We start from the raw sequence: 19,206 nt of genomic DNA, 5'->3' as shown, positions 1-19,206 counted from the left end.
CGCGTCCCGATCCGGGTCAGGAGGCGGTGACCTCGGTCGATGACCGTCCGGCCGGCGCGCGCTCCCCGGCGGCGGCGCCGGCCGTCGGCCCCTGCGCCCCGGTGTCCGGGCCCGGCGACCGCGGGGCCGGGGGCGTCGGGGCCGCGGTCGGGGCCGCGCCCCGATCCGGGGTGCGGGCGGTGCCCGCCCCCGCGCCGGTCGGGCTCGGGCGGTCCGGGCCGTCGCCGTCCGGTCCGCCGCCGGTGTCGCCGCCCGACCCGCCGGGCCCCTCGTCGCGCTGCCGGCCCGCGTCGGGCAGCGTGCGGTCGGTGGAGTGGTCGAGCACCCGCAGCGCGGCCAGCGCCGCCATCGGCACCACCACGGCCGCGGCCGCGCCGGCGACGTCCAGGGCGTCGCCGCCCAGCACCCCGCCGGTCACCGCGGCGACGGCGGTGCCGGCCATCGCCGCCCGTATCGCCGGGTAGATGCCGAACAGCCGCATCAGCCCGCCCCACGGCTGGAGCAGGGCGAACCAGACCAGCAGGGCACCGGCCAGGGCCAGTACGGTCAGCGGGCTGTTGACCAGCGTCTCGAAGTTCGCCGTGCTGGAACGGTGCACGGTGAGCCCGCCGGTGCCGTCGCCGACGGCGGCCAGGAAACGGCCGAGGCTGCCCCGCTCGGCGGCGGGTCGGCGCAGGTCGAGCACCGCGAAGCCGATGGTCAACGCCAGCCCGGCCATGGTGGCCCAGGCCAGCCGGCTGATGGTCAGCCATCCGCCGGCGCTGATCGCGGCGGCGACGCTCAGCCCGGCGGTCAGCGCGATCGCGCCGATCGGGTCGGCCCCCAGGTACGGGCTGCCGACGACCAGTACGGCGGCCCCGCCGACAGCCACCATCACGGGCGGCCGCCACGACCGGCGGACCCGCTGGGCCAGCCACCCCGCGCTGAGCAGGGCGCCGGCCAGGAACACGCCGAGCCCGACGGTGCCCAGCCCGGCGTACCGGCCACCCTCCAGGGCCGAGTAGCCGACCACGCCGTTGAGCTGGAGGCGGGCGCCGGTGAGCACGTCCATGCCGACGGTCAGCGTGGTCAGGCCGGCCACCGCGCCGAGCGGCCCGAGGGTCTTCGCGTGCCCCGGCGCGAGCCGGACCACGGCCGTCGCGGCGACCAGCAGCAGCACGGTCACCCCGGCGAAGTACACGCCCGCGTGGTCACCGCGCCACCAGGGCACGGCGTCGGCGAGCAGGGCGGCCGGCACGGCGAGGGCCGCCGCGATCAGCAGCAGTTCCACGACCGCCACCACGCGTGGCGACACGGGCTCCGGGCCGTACGGGCCGGCGTGCCGGCGGGCCCGGCGCAGCAGCGGCAGCACCGCCAGCGCCAGCAGCACCTGGGCGCCGGCGAGCAGGGTGAAGAACCAGTCCGCCACCCGGCGCTGGGCGGCGGCCTCCCGGTCGGCGTCGGCGGGCGCCGCGATCGCGGCGGCGAGGTCCGCCGGTCGCCCGCCGACCGACTCGGCCGGCCGGCCGAGGAAGAGCCGCTCCGGCATCGGCCGGCCCAGCGCGGTGAGCGCGGTCGGCGCGAGGTCGACCAGTTGCAGGTAGCCCTCGCGGCCGGTGCTGGCGGAGGTGAGCCACCCGCGTTCCCAGCCCGGCCCGTCGGCGACGGCCACGTGCAGCCGCGACGGCGCCTCGGTGTCGGACACCCCGGCGACGAGCACCAGCGAGCGGGGCGGCCGGGCGGCCAGCACCCGGGCCAGGCGGGCGTCGGCCGCGCGGGCGGCCGTGGCCCGGGCCACCGGGTCCTCGCCGGCCACCGTGCCCAGGTCGACGATGCTCAGCACGCAGGAGCCGAGCAGGCCCGCCGGGTCGGCGGGCAGCGCCGGCGCGTACCGGTCGACGCGGCCGAACGGCCGGGCCGCCGCGACGGCCGCGCCGGGCCCGACCGCCACCGAGCAGCGCACCGACTCCGACAGGGCGCCGGGCACCGTGCCCCAGGGCAGCCGCTCCTGGTTGTGCAGGACGACGCTCTCCTGGTCGGGCAGGTTCGCGCCGATGCCGTCGGGCTGCTCGACCGTCACCTGCGCCGGCGGGCAGCCCCCCGACTGGCGGCTGCCGTTCCAGGCGGCGTAGCTGCCCGCGCCGAGCGTCAGCCAGCCGTCCACGGGGCAGGTCGGCCGGTGCGCGGAGCGGACCGACAGGGAGCCGATCGAGCCGTCCTGGGCCATCCGCCACAGCGTGGGCGTGGTCTGCGGGTCGACGTCCTCCCAGCGCAGTCCCGCCACCCCGGCGAGCACCACGAAGTCGGCGGTGCGCCCCGGCGCCTCCCGGTCGGGGCGGGCGGTCAGCGCGGTGATGCCCAACGCCACGACCACGAGGGTCAGCAGGATCGGGGCGATTCTGCGGCGCATCAGCGGCGTCCCGTCGACGGGGCGTCGGCGCCCGGGGCCGCCGGTCCGGCGCCGTCCGGGGCCAGTTCGGCGTAGAGCGCCGCCAGTTGGGCGAGGGTGTCGGCCTCGGTGGGCCAGGTGGCGGCCCGCTCGGCGCCGCGCCGCCCCAACCCGGCCCGCGCGGCCTCGTCGTCGAGCAGATCGCACACGGCTGCGTCGACGGCGTCCACGTCCCCCGGCGGCACCAGCACCGCGGCGTCGCCGACCAGCTCCGGCAAGCCGCCGACGCCGGTCGCCACCAGCGGTACGCCGGCCCGCATCGCCTCCTGCGCGAAGAGTTGACGGGCCTCCCAGTCGCTGGTCACCACCGCCAGGTCGGCCCCGGCGAGCAGGTCGGCCACGTCGGTGCGGTGCCCGAGCAGGGTCACCGGGGCCCGGGCGGCGGAGATCCGGGCCGCCAGCGGCAGGTAGGCGGGGCCGCTGCCGGCGATCACCACCACCGGCGCCGGTGTCCGCGTACGCCACCTCGCGGCGGCGTCGACGAGCACGTCGTACCGCTTCTGGGGGTGCAGCCGGCCGACGGACAGGATCAGCGGCTGCTCCGCCACGACGCCGAACTCGGCGCGGACGGCGGCCCGGCGGCGACGCGGCGCGGGCAGTGCCGGCGCGGCGACGGGGGCGAGCCGGGCGTCCGTCGCGCCCAGCGCGGCGGCCCGCTCGACCAGGTCCCCGGAGGCGCCGAGCGCCACCCGGGCGCCCCGGGCCACGACCCGCTCGACGAGACGGGACACCCCGCCGCGCAGGCCACCGGCGAGCACCGCGTTGTGCCAGGTCACCACGAGCGGGGCGGCCGGGCGGGCGAGTACGGCGACGAGCCCGGCCCGCAGCCCGTGGGCGTGCAGGACGTCGACCTCCTCGGCGGCGAGCGCCCGGCGCAGCGCGCCGACCGCCCGGGCGTCGGCCGGGGTCGGGCTGGCCGGGATCTCCACCGGCAGGAAGCGGGCGCCGGCGCCGGCGAAGTCGAACTGCTCCTGCGTCGCGGCGGGCCCGCAGACGAGCACGCGGGCGCCCCCGGCGGTCAGGCCCCGGGCCAGCGAGCGGACGTGCTGCCCGACGCCGCCGGTGCTGGAGGCGAGCAGCAGGGCCACGGTGCCGTGCCAGTCGGGAACCGGTGTCGTCACCACGACCACCCCCGCCCGTCGGTCGCCGTCGGCCGGTCACCCGTCCTGCACCCGCTCACCGGGACACCGTCTCCTTCCCGCCACCCCGTTCCGGGGGGATGTCGCCCTCGCCCGTCCCTTCGGCAGGGGCCGCCGGCCCGCGCCGGCCCGCCCGGCCCAGTCGCCGGAGCACCCCGGCGAGCAGCGGCGTCACGTCCCGCCGGTCGACCAGCCAGACGACGGCGAGGAACACGACGCCGACCAGGACTCCGGACAGCATGCCCTGCACGAGTGCGCCCGGTGTCGTCGGGGTGCCGCCGCCGACCGCGTCGAGCCAGCGCGCCAGGGCCGTTCCGGCGAGCGCGGCCAGGGCGCCGGCGAGCAGTCCGGCGGCGCCGGCACGGGCCGCGCCGGCGAGCGCGAGAGGCCCGGCAGCGCGGCGCACCGCGACGAGGAGAAGCCCGCCGAGCAGCACCATCCCGACCGAGTTGGCCAGGGCGACCGCGAGCACCCGGTCCCGCAGCGGCAGCACCGCGCCCAGCAGCAGGGCGGTGGCGGGTACCGCCAGGAAGCCGGCGGCGATGGCGACGGTCGCAGCCCGGGTCTCCCCCCGGGCGTAGAGGGCCCGACTCAGCAGCGCGTAGAGCCCGTAGCCGAGCAGGCCCGGAGCGAACCCGGCGATCGCCGCAGCGGCCGAGGCCGCCGGGCCCGGCGCGAAGAAGAGGTGGCCGACGGGGCCGGCCGTCCCGACCAGCGCGGCGGCGCCCAGGCAGCTGAACAGCAGCACGCCACGCACGGCCGGCGCCAGGGTCGCCCGGTAGCCGTCCTCGTCGCCTGCCGCGCGGGCCGCCGCCAGCGTCGGGTACGCGGCGACCGCCAGCGGCACCGCGAGCACCGCCCAGGGCAGCAGGTACAACGTCTGGGCCAGTTGGTAGACGCCCGGGTTGGCCGCCGCCCCGTAGGTGACCTGGTTGAGGCTCACCATCAGGGCGATCTGCTGGGCGGTGACGGCCACCGCGCCGGCCGCCACCAGCCCGCCCACCCGGGCGCGGGCGTCGGCCGGGAAGCCGAACCCGGGTCGAACCCGCAGCCTCAGCCGGCGGACGGGAACCAACAGTGACAGGGAGAGCACGACGACGCCCAGCGTGGTGCCGGCGGAGAGCAGCAGTTCCCCGCCCGGGCTCACGCCGGCGACCGTGGCGAGCGGCCCTTCGGCGGCGGTGAAGCCCAGGTAGACCACGATGACGGTGAGGCTGGACAGCAGCGGCGCCACCACCGGCCAGGCGAACCGCCGGTGCGCCTGGAGCACCCCGGTCAGCACGATGCCGACCCCGTACAGCGGCAGTTGGGGGGCGAAGACCCGCAACATCCGCTCGCCGCTGGCCTGCTGGGCGACGGTCAGTCCGTCGCCGAGCAGCGCGACCGCTGGCCCGGCGAGCAGCGCCACCAGCACGGCGAGGGGCACCAGGAGGCTCACCGTCCAGGTGAGCAGCGCGCCGGTGGTGCGGGCCACCGCCGCCCGGTCCCCCGCCGCGACGGGCCCGGCGAGCAGCGGTACGACCAGGCTCGCCAGCGCCCCGCCGGCGACGATCTCGAAGATGAAGTTCGGCACCGCGTTCGCCACCACGTACGTGCCGCCGAGGTCGGTCGGCGCCAACGTCCAGGTGAAGACGGCGGTACGGCCGAAGCCGGCGAGCCGGCTGAGGACGGTGAGGACGGCGATGAGCGCGGCTGCTCCGGCGACGCGGCCGGCGCCGGCGAGGGGTGCCGGGGTCGTCACGTCAGTCGGCGCGTCGACCCAGTGCGTCGAGTTCGCGCAGCCCCGGGGTGCGCTGGATGACCTGGGTGAAGCTCACCTTCTCGCTGGCCGCGGTGAGGCCGGCGAGCACGGCCAGCAGCCCGGCCCGCCCGAGCGGCCCGGTACGCGCGGCCAGCGCCACGCCGAGCACCGCGCCGAGCGCGTTCGCGCCGCTGTCGCCGAGCATCACGTCCTCGTTGAGGTCGGCGGGGAGCAGCCCGGCGGTGGCGCCGACGGCACCGGCGGCGATCCCGCCGTGCGGGCCCCCGGCCAGCGGGGCGCCGAGCAGGAGACCGGACTTCAGCGCCCGGCCGGGACGCAGGTCGAGCAGGTTGAGCAGGTTCGCGGTGCCGGCGACGACACCGGCGCCCAGCAGCACGTCGACGCCCCGGCCCAGCGCGCCCTGCCGCTGGCGGCGCCGGTGCCCGGCGACCCGGGGGTCGGCGGCGAGCAGCGCGGCGGCGCCGAGGCCGGCGGCCCCCACCCCGACGACCTTGACCATTCCCGCGGTGACCCGGCCCTCGCGCAGCGCGGCCAGGTGCCCGGCGAAGCCCTTGGCCGTCTTCTGTTCGGGCCGCGCCCCGACGACGTCGTCGTAGAGCCCGACCGCCCCGGCACCCACCCCGGCGACCAGGGCGGCGGCACCCGAGGGGCCGCTGGCGGCGCCGAACGCGCCCGCCGCGGCGGCGCCTGCGGCGAGCGCGGGGCCGGCCGCCAGGCTCACCGTGCGGCCACGGAAGTTGGTGCGCTCCAGCGCGGGCCCGGCCGGCGAGGTGCGCACCTCGCGCAGCGCGTACCGGGCGGCGGCGGCGCCCGCCCCGGCGATCAGCAGTCGACCGAGCAGACTCACGCCTCTCCCTCCCGCCGTGCGTCGGCGAAGCCGGATCCGGACACCGGGGTACGTCGTCGCGTCACTGGGGCAGTCTAGGCAGCAGGGACGCCGCGTTGTCGCCGACGCCGTACTGCCCGGCCTTCTTCTCGGTGACCTGCTGCACCAGCGCGAGGGCGGTGACCAGCTGGCCCTGGACGGTGTTGGCGTTGTCGACGGTGGAGATGGTCTGCACCAGCACGGGGTCGCTGCGCACGGCGGCCACCAGGTTTCCGCCGGCCGAGCCGTTGCCGCCCACGACGAGCGTCCCGGCCTGGTCGAACTGCTCGGCGACCTTCAGCACCGACTCGTCCTTCTTCGCCGAGTCCTTGTCCACGTACGGCTGCCCGCTGACCAGGACGACGGCCTCCGCTGGCGCGGTGACCGGCTTCTCGGTGGTGAGGTAGTTGGCGTTGACGTAGGCGGCGAGCACCGCCCGCCGGTCGGCCTCGGTGACGGGGGTGGCGCCGGCCGCCCGGTCGAGCAGGACGCTGGCCAGCAGGGCCGTCGAGGTCTCCACCCCGTGCCCGTTGCCCGGCAGCCCGGCCGTCGGCGCGCTGGTGGGGCGCGCGGCGGTGACCGCCAGCTCCAGCAGGTTGTTGTTGTTGTCCGGGTTGATGAACTTGTCCTGGAGGTCGATGCGGCCGGTCACCTGGGCGCCGGCGAGCTGGAGCATCTTGAGCACGCCCTCGGTGTGGTCGCGCCCGGTGGGCAGGCCGACCACCACGACCCGCTTGCCGGTCAGCGTGCCCGGCAGGACGACCTCCGCGATCTGGGCGGCGAAGTCCTCCTCTAGCTCGAGTTCCTTCTCCATGCTCTGGACCGCCTGGCGCATCTGCTGGTTGTCCTTGCGCAGCGCGTTGACGTTCTCCTTGAGCGAGTCGGCCACCGGGCCGTTCAGGGCGGCGGTGCCGACCACCAGACCGATCGCCAACGCGAGGAAGACCGCGGTCAGGGACACCACGTGGTACCGGAAATTGATCACACCTGCAGCCTCTTGATCGGTGGGACGCTAGAAAAGCTGTTCGAGCTGGAACACGAAATTGTTCCACCACTCGGAGACCACGCCCAAATACGCCTTGCCGACGGTGGAGACCGCCACCGCCGACGCCATCGCCGCGATCGCGGAAAGCACCAGCAGCAGCAGCGACGACCCGGAGATGCTCTGCCGGTAGAGCCGGCTCACCCCCTTGGCGTCGACCAGCTTGCCGCCGACCTTGAGCCGGGTCAGGAACGTGGAGGCCATCCCGCCGCGACCCTTGTCGAGGAACTCGACAAGGGTCGCGTGGGTGCCGACGGCGACCAGCAGCGAGGCGCCCTTCTCGTCGGCCAGCAGCATGGCCAGGTCCTCGCTCGTCGCCGCCGCGGGGAAGGTCACCGCGGGGACGCCGAGGCCGTTGACCCGGGCCAGGCCGGGCGCCCGGCCGTCCGGGTAGGCGTGCACGATCACCTCGGCGCCGCAGCGCAGCACGTCGTCGGTGACCGAGTCCATGTCGCCGATGATCATGTCCGGCGTGTAGCCGGCCTCCACCAGCGCGTCGGCGCCGCCGTCGACACCGATCAGGACCGGCTTGAACTCGCGGATGTAGGGGCGCAGCACGTCCAGGTCGGCCTTGTAGTCGTAGCCGCGCACCACGATCAGGCAGTGCCGCCCCTGCATCTCCGTCTGGATGTCGGGCACGCCGACGCCGTCGAGGAGCAGGTCGCGCTCCTGGCGCAGGTAGTCCATCGTGTTGGCGGCGAACGCCTCCAGCTGCACCGAGAGCCCCTCGCGGGCGTCGGCCATCGACTTGGCCACCGTCTCGGCGTCCTGGAGGCTGCCGTGCGCCACCGGCTCGTCGCCGACGAAGACGGTGTTGCCCTCGATCCGGACGGTGTCGCCCTCGCGGATCCGCTCGAAGACCCCCTCGCCCAGGTCGTCCAGGAGGGGAATGCCGGCGGCGACGAGCACCTCCGGCCCCAGGTTGGGGTAGCGGCCGGAGACCGACGGCTTCGCGTTGAGCACGGCGCCGACACCGACGGCGACGAGCGAGTCGGCGGCGACCCGGTCGAGGTCGACGTGGTCGATGACCGCGATGTCGCCGGGGCGGAGCCGGCCGACCAGGCGTTTTGTCCGGCGGTCGAGGCGCGCGGTGCCGAGGATCCTGCCCGGTTCCGCGTTCCGGGTCCGGCGCAACGTGGGTAGACGCATCGTGACCATCCTGGCATGTGAGGCAGGCAAATCTGTCGCGACATGCCTGAGCAGGGCTGCCTACCCAGGGAAGCACACTAACGCGCAGGCCGGTGTGCCTGTGCTCACAATCGCCGGCGTCACGGGCGCCTTTCGCGGGCCGCCACGGCGAGAAGCTCCTCGGCGTGCGCGATACCCAGGTCGGAGTCGGGCAAACCCGCGAGCATGCGGGCGAGCTCCCGGGCGCGCTCGGTGTCCTCCACCACCCGGACCCCGCTCGTGGTCACCGCCCCGCCCGTGTCCTTCGCCACCACCAGGTGCCGGTCGGCGAAGGCGGCCACCTGCGGCAGGTGGGTGACGACGAGGACCTGGTGGCTGCGGGCCAGCCGGGCCAGCCGCCGGCCGATCTCCACGGCGGCCTGGCCGCCGACCCCGGCGTCGACCTCGTCGAAGACCAGCGTGGGCGGCCCGCCCGAGCCGGCGAAGACCACCTCGATGGCGAGCATCACCCGGGACAGCTCGCCGCCGGAGGCGCCGCGCTGCAACGGCAGCGAGGGCGCACCCGGGTGGGCCAGCAGTCGCAGCTCGACCTCGTCGCCGCCGTCCGGGCCGACGCCGACCTCGGTGCCGTTGACCGCGAGGGTCGGCTCGGTGCGGCCGGCCGCGCGGGGCAGCACCGCCACCTCGATCCTCGCGTGCGGCATGGCCAGCCCGGCCAGCTCGACGGTGACCTGCTCGGCGAAACGGGTCGCCGCCTCCTGCCGCGACGTCGACACCCGGCCGGCCAGGTCGGCCACCTCGCCGGCCAGCCGGGAGGCCTCCCGGTCCAGCTCCTCCAGCAGGTCGTCGGAGGTGTCCAGGTCGGACAGCCGGGTGCGGGCGTGCTCGGCCCAGGCGATCACCCCGTCGACGTCGTCGGCGTACTTGCGGGTGAGCGCGCGCAGCGCCGCCCGCCGCTCGTAGACGGTCTGCAACCGGGCCGGGTCGGCGTCGAGCGCCGCGAGGTAGGCCGACAGCTCGGCGGAGACGTCCGTGACGAGCGTCGCCGCCTCCTCCAGCCGCGCCGCCAACTCACCCAGGGCCGGGTCCGTGCCGGCCTGCGCCTCGAGGGTACGGCGGGCGGTGCCGAGCAGCGCCGCCGCGTCCGGGGTCTCGTCGGCCGCCTCCACGCCGCCGGCCACGCACTGGTGGGCCACCTGCGCCGCGGTGCGCAGCCCCTCGGCGTGCTCCAGCCGCTGCGCCTCCGCCTTCAGCTCGTCGTCCTCGCCCGGCTGCGGGTCGACGCGGGTGATCTCGTCGAGGCCCAGCCGCAGCAGGTCGGCCTCCTGGTTGCGCTCACGGGCGTTGCGCCGCCGGTCGGTCAGGTCGTCGACCACCGCGCGCCAGCGGGCGTACGCCTCGCGCAGCGCGTCGAGCAGCTTCTCGTGCTCCGGGCCGGCGAAGCGGTCCAGCGCGGCGCGCTGCTCGGCCGGCCGCAGCAGCCGCAGCTGGTCGGACTGGCCGTGCACGGCCACCGCCTGCTCGCCCACCTCGCCGAGCATCGACACCGGCATGCTCCGCCCGCCCAGGTGCGCCCGGGAGCGGCCCTCCACGGTGACGGTGCGGCTCAGCAGCACCGAGCCGTCCTCGTCGGGCTCGCCGCCCGCGTCGGTGATCCGCGCGTGCACGGTGGCGGCGACGCGGCCCTCGAGCCGCAGCCGGCCCTCGACCACCGCCCGGCCCGGCTGGGCGCGCACCCGGCCGGCGTCGGCGCGCCCGCCGAAGAGCAGGCCGAGGCCGGTGACCACCATGGTCTTGCCCGCCCCGGTCTCGCCGGTGATGACGTTCATGCCGCCGGTCAGCGGCAGCGTGGTGTCCTCGATGACGCCCAGTCCGGTGATGCGCAGCTCTTCCAGCACAGCAACCGACAGTAGACGCGGCCCCCGACACTTGACCAGCCGGCGTGCGCACGCCGGTGCGTCCGCCCGCCGACACCACGCGCAGCCGCCCGAGGGCTGCCGACGTGGCACCGACCCGACCCGCGCGGGCGGCCTGGGCGCGTCGGGGCGGCACCCGTCCGGGCGGCGGCGAGGGCGATCCCCCGGCCGCCTTGCCGCGCCTGCCCGGCCCCGGTCAGCGTCGGTTGCCGCGCCAGCCCTGCACGGGCAGGTCGAACTTCGCCACCAGCCGGTCGGTGAACGGACGGTCCCGCAGCCGCACGACGCGCACCGGCAACGCGCCTCGGCGCACCGTGACCCGCGCCCCCGGCGGCAGGTCGTAGACCCGCCGGCCGTCGCAGGACAGCACCGCGAGGGTGGTGAACGGGTCGACGGTGATGGCGAACGTGGACGTCGGCGCGGTGACCAGCGGGCGGCTGAACAGCGCGTGCGCGCTGATCGGCACCAGCAGCAGGGCCTCCACCTCCGGCCAGACCACCGGCCCGCCGCCGGAGAACGCGTACGCCGTCGAGCCGGTGGGGGTCGCGCAGACCACCCCGTCGCAGCCGTACCGGGACAGGGGGCGACCGTCGACGTCGACGAGCAGCTCCAGCATCTGGGCGCGCTCGCCCTTCTCGACGCTGATCTCGTTGAGCGCCCAGGACTCGATGGTCGGGCCGCCGTCGAACTCGGCGGTCACGTCGAGGGTGAGCCGCTCGTCGACGGTGTAGTTGCGCTCGACGACGTCGCGTACCGCGCTGTCCAGGTCGTCGATCTCGGCCTCGGCGAGGAAGCCGACCTTGCCCAGGTTGATGCCGATCAGCGGCACCTTCGCCGGGCGGGCCAGCTCCGCCGCGCGCAGGAAGGTGCCGTCCCCGCCGAGCGCGAAGACGATCTCGGCGCCCTCGGCCGCCTCGGGGCCGGTCACCGGGACCACCCCTGGCAGGTCGAGGTCGTCGGCCTCCTCGGCCACGACCCGCACCTCGAAGCCGGCCGAGATCAGGTCGGCGGCCACCGCGCGGGCGTGCTCGGTGCTGCGCCGGCGACCGGTGTGCGTCACCAGCAGCGCCGTGCGGCTCACCGGGACGGCCGTCCCGTCGCGCCCGCGCGGCGCCCGCGCGGCCCGCCCGCGGGGCTCGCCAGCTCACTCACCCGGCCACCTCCTCCGTCGCCGCGTCCGGCCGGTCGCCGGAGCGCACCGGGCCGCCCGGCCCGGCGGTCACCACCGCGCGCACCCGCTCCGGGTCGGCCGGCGGTGCGTCCCGGCGTAACCATACGAAGAACTCGACGTTGCCGCTCGGCCCCGGCAGCGGGCTCGCGGCCACGTCGGCCAGGCCCAGGTCGAGCCGGGCCGCCGCGGCGGCCACGTCGAGCACGGCCTCCGCCCGCAGCAGCGGGTCCCGGACCACCCCGCCGGCGCCCACCCGCTCCTTGCCGACCTCGAACTGCGGCTTGACCATCAGCGCCAGGTCGCCGTCGGGCCGGGTGCAGCCGGCCAGCGCCGGCAGCACCAGCCGCAGCGAGATGAACGACAGGTCGGCGACCGTGAGGTCGACCGGCCCGTCGATGGCCTCTGGCGTCAGCGTACGGACGTTGGTGCGCTCGAAGACCCGCACGCGGGGGTCGTTGCGCAGCGGCCAGGCGAGCTGCCCGTAGCCGACGTCGACCGCGACCACCTCCGCCGCGTCGGCGCGCAGCAGCACGTCCGTGAAGCCGCCGGTGGAGGCGCCCGCGTCCAGGCACCGCCGGCCGGCCACCGTCAGCCCGCCCGGCGCGAACGCGGCCAGGGCACCGGCCAGCTTGTGCCCGCCCCGGGAGACGTACTCCGAGCCGGGGTCCTCGCCGGTGACCAGGAGCGCGTCGGCGGGGTCGACCATCGCGGCGGGCTTGCGGGCCGGCACGCCGCGCAGCTGGACCCGGCCGGCCTCCACCAGCGCCGCGGCCTGTTCCCGGGACCGGGCCAGGCCGCGGCGGACGAGCTCGGCGTCCAGCCGGTTACGACGTGCCATGCGTGCTTCTTCTCCGGTCGGTCAGGCCTGGTCGATGGTGGCGAGGGTTTCCCGCAGCGTCTCGTACGCCGCCTCGTACTGCGCGATCTGGTCGGCCGGGGCGAGCGTCACGGCGTTGGCCATCGCCCGCACGGCGGCGTCCACGGCGGGGTGCCGGTCGTCGCCGAGGTCCTCGACGGGCTCCGGCGGCGGGCCGGGACGCGGGCCCGGCCGGGTGCCGGGCGGCCCGGGACGGAAGGAGCCCGGCCCGGCACCCGGCGGACCGGGGCGGGCGCCGGGCGGCGGGCCGGGCCGGAAGGGGCCGCTCACGACCCGGCCCCGGCCGTGGCCCGGCGCATCACGCCTCGTCCTCCGGCGTCCGCTTGCGGGCCGGTGCCTTCTTCGCCGGCCGGACCGGCTCCGCGGCGCCCTCGGTCGGGGCGAGGGCCGACGGCGCCCGCTTGGCCACCGCCTTCTTCGCCACGGCCTTCTTGGCCAGCGCCTTCTTCGCCACCGCCGGCCTGGCGACCGGGGCGGGGCCCGCCGAGGTGGGTACGGCCGGCTCGGCGGCCCCCGGGGCGGCCGACGACGCGGCGGCGGACCCGGTCCCCGCCGGCTCCGTGACGCCGGCGGGGACCGGCGTCGGGGCGCCGGGGGTCGCCTTGGCGTCGCGGAGCTGACGCTCCAGCTCGTGCACCCGGCGGGTCAGCTCGGCGACCTCGTCGGCGGTGGCGAGCCCCACCGCGCCGAGGGCCCGGTCCACCTCGAAGCGCACCAGCTTGGTCAGCGCCTCACGGTTGGCCGCGCCCGTGGAGACCAGCTCCTCGGCGAGGGTCTGCAACTGGGCGGCGGTCGCCCCGCCCGAGCCGACGACCCGGCGAACCGCGTCCTGGGCCTTCTTCCGGGGTGCCTCCGTGAGGCCCATGGCCAGCTCGAGGTAGGCGCGCCACGCGTCCTGCATGCCTGATTCCTTCCCGGGGCGGGGGGGGTGTGCAGGTGCCACGCTACCGGGCACCCCGCGACGCCCCGTGCGGTACGGTGCCGGGGACGGCGTGGCGAGCGGTGAGGGGGCGGTCGTGGCCAGCGTGGACGAATGCCGGCAGGCGTTGCGGGATCTGGCGGCGCGGCTGGACCGCAACGCGGAGACGGTCCGGGAGAAGGTCGACTTCGACCGGACGCTGGCCTGCCGCGTCACCGACCTGGAGACCGCCTTCCACGGCCGGCTCTCCGGCGGTCGCCTGGTCGACCTGGCCGACGGCGACGACCCGAAGGCCAAGATCGCGCTGAGCACCGGTAGCGACGACCTGCTCGCGCTGGTCCGCGGCGAGCTCGACATCACCCGCGCGGTCACGTCCCGACGAGTGTCGATCAAGGCGAACCCGCTCGACCTGATGAAGCTGCGCAAGCTGCTCTGACCGGTCACCGCACCGGAAGCGGCCGACGGACGGTCAGTCGGCCAGACCGAGTTCGGCCAGCGCCTTCTCCGCCTCGGCCGACCCGGGATGGACCCGCGCCGCCCGTCCCGACCAGGCGGCCCCGCAGAGCGCCGCCAGGGCGTCCAGCGGGCGGCCCGCCCCGCGCAGCTCCAGCGTGTCGTCGCGCGGCGCCACCGACCAGCCGCCGGCGTCCGCCGGGCCCGGGACCCGCACGACGGCGGCCGGGTCGAAGAGCCCCGCCAGGTCCATCGAGACGTACGTCGGCCTGCGGTGCGACGGGGCGGCGAGCAGCTCGGCCGCGTCACTCACGCCGGTGAGCACGAGCAGGCTGTCCAGGCCGGCCCGCCGGGCGCCCTCGATGTCGGTGTCCAGCCGGTCGCCGACCAGCAGCGTCCGGCCCTGCCCGGCGCGGCGGGCCGCCATGGTGAACAGGGCCGGCTCGGGCTTGCCGACGATCACGTCGGGGTCCCGGCCGAGCGCCGTACGCAGCACGGCGACCAGGGAACCGTTGCCCGGCAGTGGCCCCCGGCCGCTGGGCAGCGTCGGGTCGGCGTTGGTGGCGACCCAGGTCGCACCGCCGCGTACGGCCACCGAAGCCTCGGCCAGATCAGCCCAGCAGACCTGCGGACCGAACCCCTGCACCACCGCGAGCGGTGACTCGTCGGCCCGGGACACCGGGGTGAGCCCCACCGCGCGCAGCTCCGCCCGCAGCGCCTCGGTCCCGACGACCAGCACGGCGGCGCCGGCCGGCAGCCGGTCACGAAGCAGCTCGGCGGCCGCCGCCGCGGAGGTGAGCACCTCCTCGGGCCGGGCGGGCACACCCATCCCGGTGAGCAGGTCGGCCACCTCGCTGGAGCGGCGCGAGGCGTTGTTGGTCGCGTACGCCACCGACCGGCCCTCGGCGTGCAGCCGGCCGACCGCCTCGACCGCGCCGGGGACCGGCCGGTCGATCAGGTAGATCACGCCATCCAGGTCGAAGACGACCAGGGCGTACCCGTCGACCAGCCGTTCCCCGGCACCCGTCGTCATCGCTGCGCGGCGTCCGACCCGCCGGAGTCGGTGGCCTCGCCGCCACCGGCGCGGGCACCGCTGTCGTCGCCGGTCGACCCGGCGGCGACGGAGCCCGCCTCGTCGTCGGTCAACTGGTCGTCGGACAGGTCGTCCGCCGGCACCGCCGCGACAGCGGCCTCGTCCTGCTCGTCGTCGCGGTCGTCGTCGTCGCGGTCGTCGTCGTCGTCGCGGTCGTCGTCGTCCTCGTCGTCGTCGCGGTCGTCGTCGCGGTCGTCGTCGTCCTCGTCGTCGTCGCGGTCGTCGTCGTCGCGGTCGTCGTCGTCCTCGTCGTCGTCGCGGTCGTCGTCGTCGCGGTCGTCGTCGTCGCGGTCGTCGTCGTCGCGGTCGTCGTCGTCCTCGTCGTCGTCGCGGTCGTCGTCGCGGTCGTCGTCGTCCTCGTCGTCGTCGCGGTCGTCGTCCGTCGGCTCCGCGTCACCGGTGAGGTCGGCGTCCGGTCGGGCCGGCACCGCACCCGGGGCACCGGGGCCGGCGGCGACCTCCTCGGCGGGCTCCTCGTCCTCCTCGTCGCCCTCGATCACCACGCCGTCGAGTTCCAGCAGCCGCTCGGCGGCGTCGGTCTCGCCCTCGGCGTCGACGTCGGCGGCCCGGGAGAACCACTCGCGGGCCTCCTCGCGACGACCGACCGCGAGCAGGGCGTCGGCGTACGCGTACCGCAGGCGCGCCGTCCACGGCTCAGCCGTCTCGCTCGTCAGCTCGGGAACCTGGAGCATGGCCACGGCGGCGTCCTTCTGACCCAGGTCACCACGCGCCCCGGCCGCCACGATCAGCAGCTCGGTCGCCACGGCCTGGTCCAGCTTCTCCCGGTCCGCGCCACGGAACAGGTCGATCGCCCGCTCCGGCCGGCCCAGCGCCCGCTCGCAGTCCGCGAGCACCGCCAGGTGGCTCTGCAACCCGCTCATCCGGTGGTACGTGCGCAGCTCCGCGATCGCGGTCTGCCACTCCCCCGCGTGGTACGCGGCCAGGCCGACCGCCTCACGCACGGCGGCGATCCGGGACGCCAGCCGACGGGCTGCCAGCGCGTGCGCCAGCGCCTCGGCAGGGTCCTCGTCGATCAACTGGCCCGTCGCCACGAGGTGCCGGGCGACCGTCTCGGCGACCGGCTTCGCCAGCGAGAGCAGCTCGGCCCGGACGTCCTTGTCGAGGTCGGTCGCGACGATCTCGTCGGGCAGCGCGGGGGCCGCCGTACGCTCCCCCTCCGCCTCCGGACGCTCCCGGCGCTCGTCGCGACGGTCGCCACCACGGAAGCCACCCTCACGGTCGCCACTGCGGAAGCCGCCCTCGCGACGGTCACCCTGGCGATCGCCGCCCCGGTAGCCACCTTCGCGGTCACCGCCCCGGTAGCCGCCCTGCCTGTCGCCGCCCCGGTAGCCGCCCGGACGGTCACCACCACGGAAACCACCATCACGGTCGCCACCACGGAAGCCACCCTCACGACGCTCGCCACCGCGGAAGCCGCTCTCACGGTCCCCACCGCGGAAGCCGCTCGGACGGTCGCCGCCCTCACGACGGTCACCACCACGGAAGCCACCCTCACGCGGCGGACCCGACCGGAAGCCACCCTCACGACGCTCGCCACCGCGGAAGCCGCCATCGCGATCCCCACCACGGAAACCACCCGGACGGTCACCGCCCTCACGACGCTCACCGTCGCGGTCTCCACCGCGGTAGCCGCCCTCACGACGATCGCCGCCACGGAAGCCACCATCGCGATCCCCACCACGGAAACCGCCCTCACGCGGCGGACCCGACCGGAAGCCGCCCGGACGGTCACCGCCCTCACGACGGTCACCGCCACGGAAGCCACCATCGCGATCCCCACCACGGAAACCACCCGGACGATCGCCACCCTCACGCGGCGGACCCGACCGGAAGCCACCCTCACGACGGTCACCACCGCGGAAACCGCCATCGCGATCCCCACCACGGAAACCACCCGGACGGTCACCGCCCTCACGGCGCTCGCCACCGCGGAAGCCACCATCGCGGTCCCCACCACGGAAACCACCCGGACGATCGCCACCCTCACGACGGTCCCCACCACGGAAACCACCCGGACGATCGCCACCCTCACGACGGTCCCCACCACGGAAACCACCCTCACGCGGCGGACCCGACCGGAAGCCACCCTCACGACGGTCACCACCGCGGAAACCGCCATCGCGATCCCCACCACGGAAACCACCCGGACGGTCACCGCCCTCACGACGGTCCCCACCCTCACGCGGCGGACCCGACCGGAAGCCACCATCGCGATCTCCGCCACGGAAGCCACCCTCACGACGCTCGCCACCGCGGAAGCCACCATCGCGATCCCCACCACGGAAACCACCCGGACGATCGCCGCCCTCACGACGGTCACCGCCACGGAAGCCACCATCGCGACGGTCACCGCCACGGAAACCGCCATCGCGATCCCCACCACGGAAACCACCCGGACGGTCACCGCCCTCACGACGGTCACCACCACGGAAACCGCCGGAGCGCTCGTCACCCTCACGGCGGAAGCCACCTTCGCGGCGGTCACCGCCACGGAAACCTTCGCGGTCACCACCACGGAAACCGCCCTGGCGGTCGCCGGCGTCGCGACGAGGGGCGCCACCACCACGGGAGTCGCCGTCACGCGGACCGGACCGGAAGCCGCCCTCGCGACGATCGCCACCACGGGAGTCGCCGTCACGACGGTTGCCGCCGGCGTACCCGCCGCGCTGGCCGCCCCGGTCCTCCCGGTACGGGGGCCGGTCGTCGCGGCGCGGCGCTCCCTCGCGCCCACCCGAACGGTCTTCGTAGCGACGGGGACGATCTCCGCCCTGCGGTCCTGAACTCACAGGTACATCCTTCCTCATTGCGTCACCCACGACGCTACGCAGTCGAGGGCCGACCCGGATGGGGCGGCCCTCGACTGGAAAAGTTGTCCGGCGGTGTCCTACTCTCCCACACCCTCCCGAGTGCAGTACCATCGGCGCTGGAGGGCTTAGCTTCCGGGTTCGGAATGTAACCGGGCGTTTCCCCTCCGCCATGACCGCCGTAACTCTATCGACATATCAAACAACACCACACACCGCGTGGTCTGTTGTTCGTTTATCGAGAGTTGCACAGTGGACGCGTAGCAGCTTAGTAGTCAAGTCCTCGGCCTATTAGTACCGGTCAACTGAACCCGTTACCGGGCTTACATTTCCGGCCTATCAACCCAGTCGTCTAGCTGGGGGCCTTACCCCCACAAAGTGGGGTGGGATACCTCATCTTGAAGCGAGCTTCCCGCTTAGATGCTTTCAGCGGTTATCCCTTCCGAACGTAGCTAACCAGCCGTGCCCCTGGCGGGACAACTGGCACACCAGAGGTTCGTCCGTCCCGGTCCTCTCGTACTAGGGACAGCCCTTCTCAAGTATCCTACGCGCACGGCGGATAGGGACCGAACTGTCTCACGACGTTCTAAACCCAGCTCGCGTACCGCTTTAATGGGCGAACAGCCCAACCCTTGGGACCTGCTACAGCCCCAGGATGCGACGAGCCGACATCGAGGTGCCAAACCATCCCGTCGATATGGACTCTTGGGGAAGATCAGCCTGTTATCCCCGGGGTACCTTTTATCCGTTGAGCGACACCGCTTCCACTCGCAAGTGCCGGATCACTAGTCCCGACTTTCGTCCCTGCTCGACCTGTCAGTCTCACAGTCAAGCTCCCTTGTGTACTTGCACTCAACACCTGATTGCCAACCAGGCTGAGGGAACCTTTGGGCGCCTCCGTTACCCTTTAGGAGGCAACCGCCCCAGTTAAACTACCCACCAGACACTGTCCCTGAACCGGATAACGGTCCGAAGTTAGATACCCAAATCAACCAGAGTGGTATTTCAAGATTGCCTCCACCCATACTGGCGTATGGACTTCACCGGCTCCCACCTATCCTACACAAGCTAACTCAGATACCAATGTCAAGCTATAGTAAAGGTCCCGGGGTCTTTCCGTCCTGCCGCGCGTAACGAGCATCTTTACTCGTAATGCAATTTCGCCGGGCCTGTGGTTGAGACAGTGGGGAAGTCGTTACGCCATTCGTGCAGGTCGGAACTTACCCGACAAGGAATTTCGCTACCTTAGGATGGTTATAGTTACCACCGCCGTTTACTGGCGCTTAAGTTCTCCGCTTCGCCCCGAAGAGCTAACAGGTCCCCTTAACGTTCCAGCACCGGGCAGGCGTCAGTCCATATACATCGAATTACTTCTTCGCATGGACCTGTGTTTTTAGTAAACAGTCGCTTCCCCCTGCTCTCTGCGGCCATACAACGCTCCACCCGCGCGGGGCTTCACGTCTCCGGCCCCCCTTCTCCCTAAGTTACGGGGGCAATTTGCCGAGTTCCTTAACCACAGTTCGCCCGATCGCCTCGGTATTCTCTACCTGACCACCTGTGTCGGTTTGGGGTACGGGCCGCTAAGAAC

The 19,206-nt window shown here is 74.6% G+C and carries 14 protein-coding genes, 2 rRNA genes and 1 pseudogene (1 of these 17 only partly in view); 2 read left to right on the top strand and 15 right to left on the bottom strand.

Going from position 1 to position 19,206, the window contains the following annotated elements; all coding sequences use genetic code 11:
* Positions 1 to 16 precede the first annotated feature (16 nt).
* The 11 genes from CLT72_RS02240 to CLT72_RS02190 all read right to left on the bottom strand — a co-directional run bounded on the left by CLT72_RS02240 (position 17) and on the right by CLT72_RS02190 (position 13,229).
* Positions 17 to 2,389: a hypothetical protein gene (locus tag CLT72_RS02240; protein ID WP_101409291.1), complete on the bottom strand. Its 2,373-nt coding sequence runs from the start codon at positions 2,387 to 2,389 to the stop codon at positions 17 to 19.
* Entirely contained in the window at positions 2,389 to 3,549 is a 1,161-nt protein-coding gene (locus tag CLT72_RS02235; protein ID WP_101414887.1) for a glycosyltransferase family 4 protein, read from the bottom strand. The genes CLT72_RS02240 and CLT72_RS02235 overlap by 1 nt, the downstream gene beginning before the upstream one ends.
* Positions 3,550 to 3,604: 55 nt before the next feature.
* Entirely contained in the window at positions 3,605 to 5,308 is a 1,704-nt protein-coding gene (murJ, locus tag CLT72_RS02230) for a murein biosynthesis integral membrane protein MurJ (protein WP_101409290.1), read from the bottom strand.
* A gap of 1 nt (position 5,309) precedes the next feature.
* On the bottom strand, positions 5,310 to 6,176 hold the full coding sequence (locus CLT72_RS02225) for a hypothetical protein (protein ID WP_101409289.1): 867 nt from the start codon (positions 6,174 to 6,176) through the stop codon (positions 5,310 to 5,312).
* A 61-nt stretch (positions 6,177 to 6,237) separates the two neighbouring features.
* Positions 6,238 to 7,179 (bottom strand): copper transporter, encoded by a 942-nt coding sequence (locus CLT72_RS02220; RefSeq protein WP_101409288.1) that lies wholly within the window; start codon positions 7,177 to 7,179, stop codon positions 6,238 to 6,240.
* Between the two features lie 27 nt (positions 7,180 to 7,206).
* On the bottom strand, positions 7,207 to 8,385 hold the full coding sequence (gene steA / locus CLT72_RS02215; RefSeq protein ID WP_101409287.1) for a putative cytokinetic ring protein SteA: 1,179 nt from the start codon (positions 8,383 to 8,385) through the stop codon (positions 7,207 to 7,209).
* A gap of 119 nt (positions 8,386 to 8,504) precedes the next feature.
* Positions 8,505 to 10,262: a DNA repair protein RecN gene (gene recN / locus CLT72_RS02210; protein ID WP_101409286.1), complete on the bottom strand. Its 1,758-nt coding sequence runs from the start codon at positions 10,260 to 10,262 to the stop codon at positions 8,505 to 8,507.
* A 214-nt stretch (positions 10,263 to 10,476) separates the two neighbouring features.
* Positions 10,477 to 11,361: an NAD kinase gene (locus tag CLT72_RS02205; RefSeq protein ID WP_089000908.1), complete on the bottom strand. Its 885-nt coding sequence runs from the start codon at positions 11,359 to 11,361 to the stop codon at positions 10,477 to 10,479.
* Positions 11,362 to 11,428: 67 nt separating this feature from the next.
* The gene (locus tag CLT72_RS02200) at positions 11,429 to 12,289 is read right to left on the bottom strand and encodes a TlyA family RNA methyltransferase (protein WP_101409285.1); all 861 of its coding nucleotides are present in this window, start codon (positions 12,287 to 12,289) and stop codon (positions 11,429 to 11,431) included.
* A 21-nt stretch (positions 12,290 to 12,310) separates the two neighbouring features.
* On the bottom strand, positions 12,311 to 12,598 hold the full coding sequence (locus CLT72_RS02195) for a hypothetical protein (protein WP_101409284.1): 288 nt from the start codon (positions 12,596 to 12,598) through the stop codon (positions 12,311 to 12,313).
* A 28-nt stretch (positions 12,599 to 12,626) separates the two neighbouring features.
* A complete protein-coding gene (locus tag CLT72_RS02190; RefSeq protein WP_101409283.1) occupies positions 12,627 to 13,229 on the bottom strand; it encodes a phasin family protein in 603 nt (200 codons plus the stop codon).
* 115 nt (positions 13,230 to 13,344) lie between these two features.
* Between CLT72_RS02190 and CLT72_RS02185 the strand changes: the two genes are divergently transcribed.
* Entirely contained in the window at positions 13,345 to 13,683 is a 339-nt protein-coding gene (locus tag CLT72_RS02185; RefSeq protein WP_089003556.1) for an SCP2 sterol-binding domain-containing protein, read from the top strand.
* Between the two features lie 33 nt (positions 13,684 to 13,716).
* On the opposite strand, the gene CLT72_RS02180 is transcribed toward CLT72_RS02185, so the two are convergent.
* Together CLT72_RS02180 and CLT72_RS02170 are read right to left on the bottom strand one after the other, a co-directional pair.
* Positions 13,717 to 14,733, bottom strand: a complete 1,017-nt coding sequence (locus CLT72_RS02180) for an HAD-IIA family hydrolase (RefSeq protein WP_101409282.1) — start codon at positions 14,731 to 14,733, stop codon at positions 13,717 to 13,719.
* A 463-nt stretch (positions 14,734 to 15,196) separates the two neighbouring features.
* Positions 15,197 to 15,893 (bottom strand): annotated as a pseudogene (locus CLT72_RS02170) (tetratricopeptide repeat protein); the annotation flags it as partial.
* Between CLT72_RS02170 and CLT72_RS32100 the strand changes: the two are divergent.
* Positions 15,795 to 17,594 carry a hypothetical protein gene (locus CLT72_RS32100; RefSeq protein ID WP_199184821.1) on the top strand — a complete coding sequence of 600 codons (1,800 nt, stop codon included), beginning with the start codon at positions 15,795 to 15,797 and terminating at the stop codon, positions 17,592 to 17,594. The pseudogene CLT72_RS02170 and the gene CLT72_RS32100 sit on opposite strands and share 99 nt — an antisense overlap.
* Positions 17,595 to 17,685: 91 nt before the next feature.
* Here CLT72_RS32100 and rrf read toward each other — a convergent pair.
* Both rrf and CLT72_RS02155 read right to left on the bottom strand, forming a co-directional pair.
* A 5S ribosomal RNA gene (gene rrf, locus CLT72_RS02160) occupies positions 17,686 to 17,802 on the bottom strand.
* 87 nt (positions 17,803 to 17,889) lie between these two features.
* A 23S ribosomal RNA gene (locus CLT72_RS02155) occupies positions 17,890 to 19,206 on the bottom strand; it runs 1,793 nt beyond the window's last position.

The organism is Micromonospora sp. CNZ309, assembly GCF_002846525.1.
This window is presented reverse-complemented; position numbering and strand designations above follow the sequence as displayed.

Coding starts and splice junctions, on each gene's coding strand:
- CLT72_RS02240 (WP_101409291.1), bottom strand. CDS start 2,389: ATGCGCCGCAGAATCGCCCCGATCCTGCTGACCCTCGTGGTCGTGGCG.
- steA (WP_101409287.1), bottom strand. CDS start 8,385: ATGCGTCTACCCACGTTGCGCCGGACCCGGAACGCGGAACCGGGCAGG.
- CLT72_RS02200 (WP_101409285.1), bottom strand. CDS start 12,289: ATGGCACGTCGTAACCGGCTGGACGCCGAGCTCGTCCGCCGCGGCCTG.
- CLT72_RS02190 (WP_101409283.1), bottom strand. CDS start 13,229: ATGCAGGACGCGTGGCGCGCCTACCTCGAGCTGGCCATGGGCCTCACG.
- CLT72_RS02180 (WP_101409282.1), bottom strand. CDS start 14,733: ATGACGACGGGTGCCGGGGAACGGCTGGTCGACGGGTACGCCCTGGTC.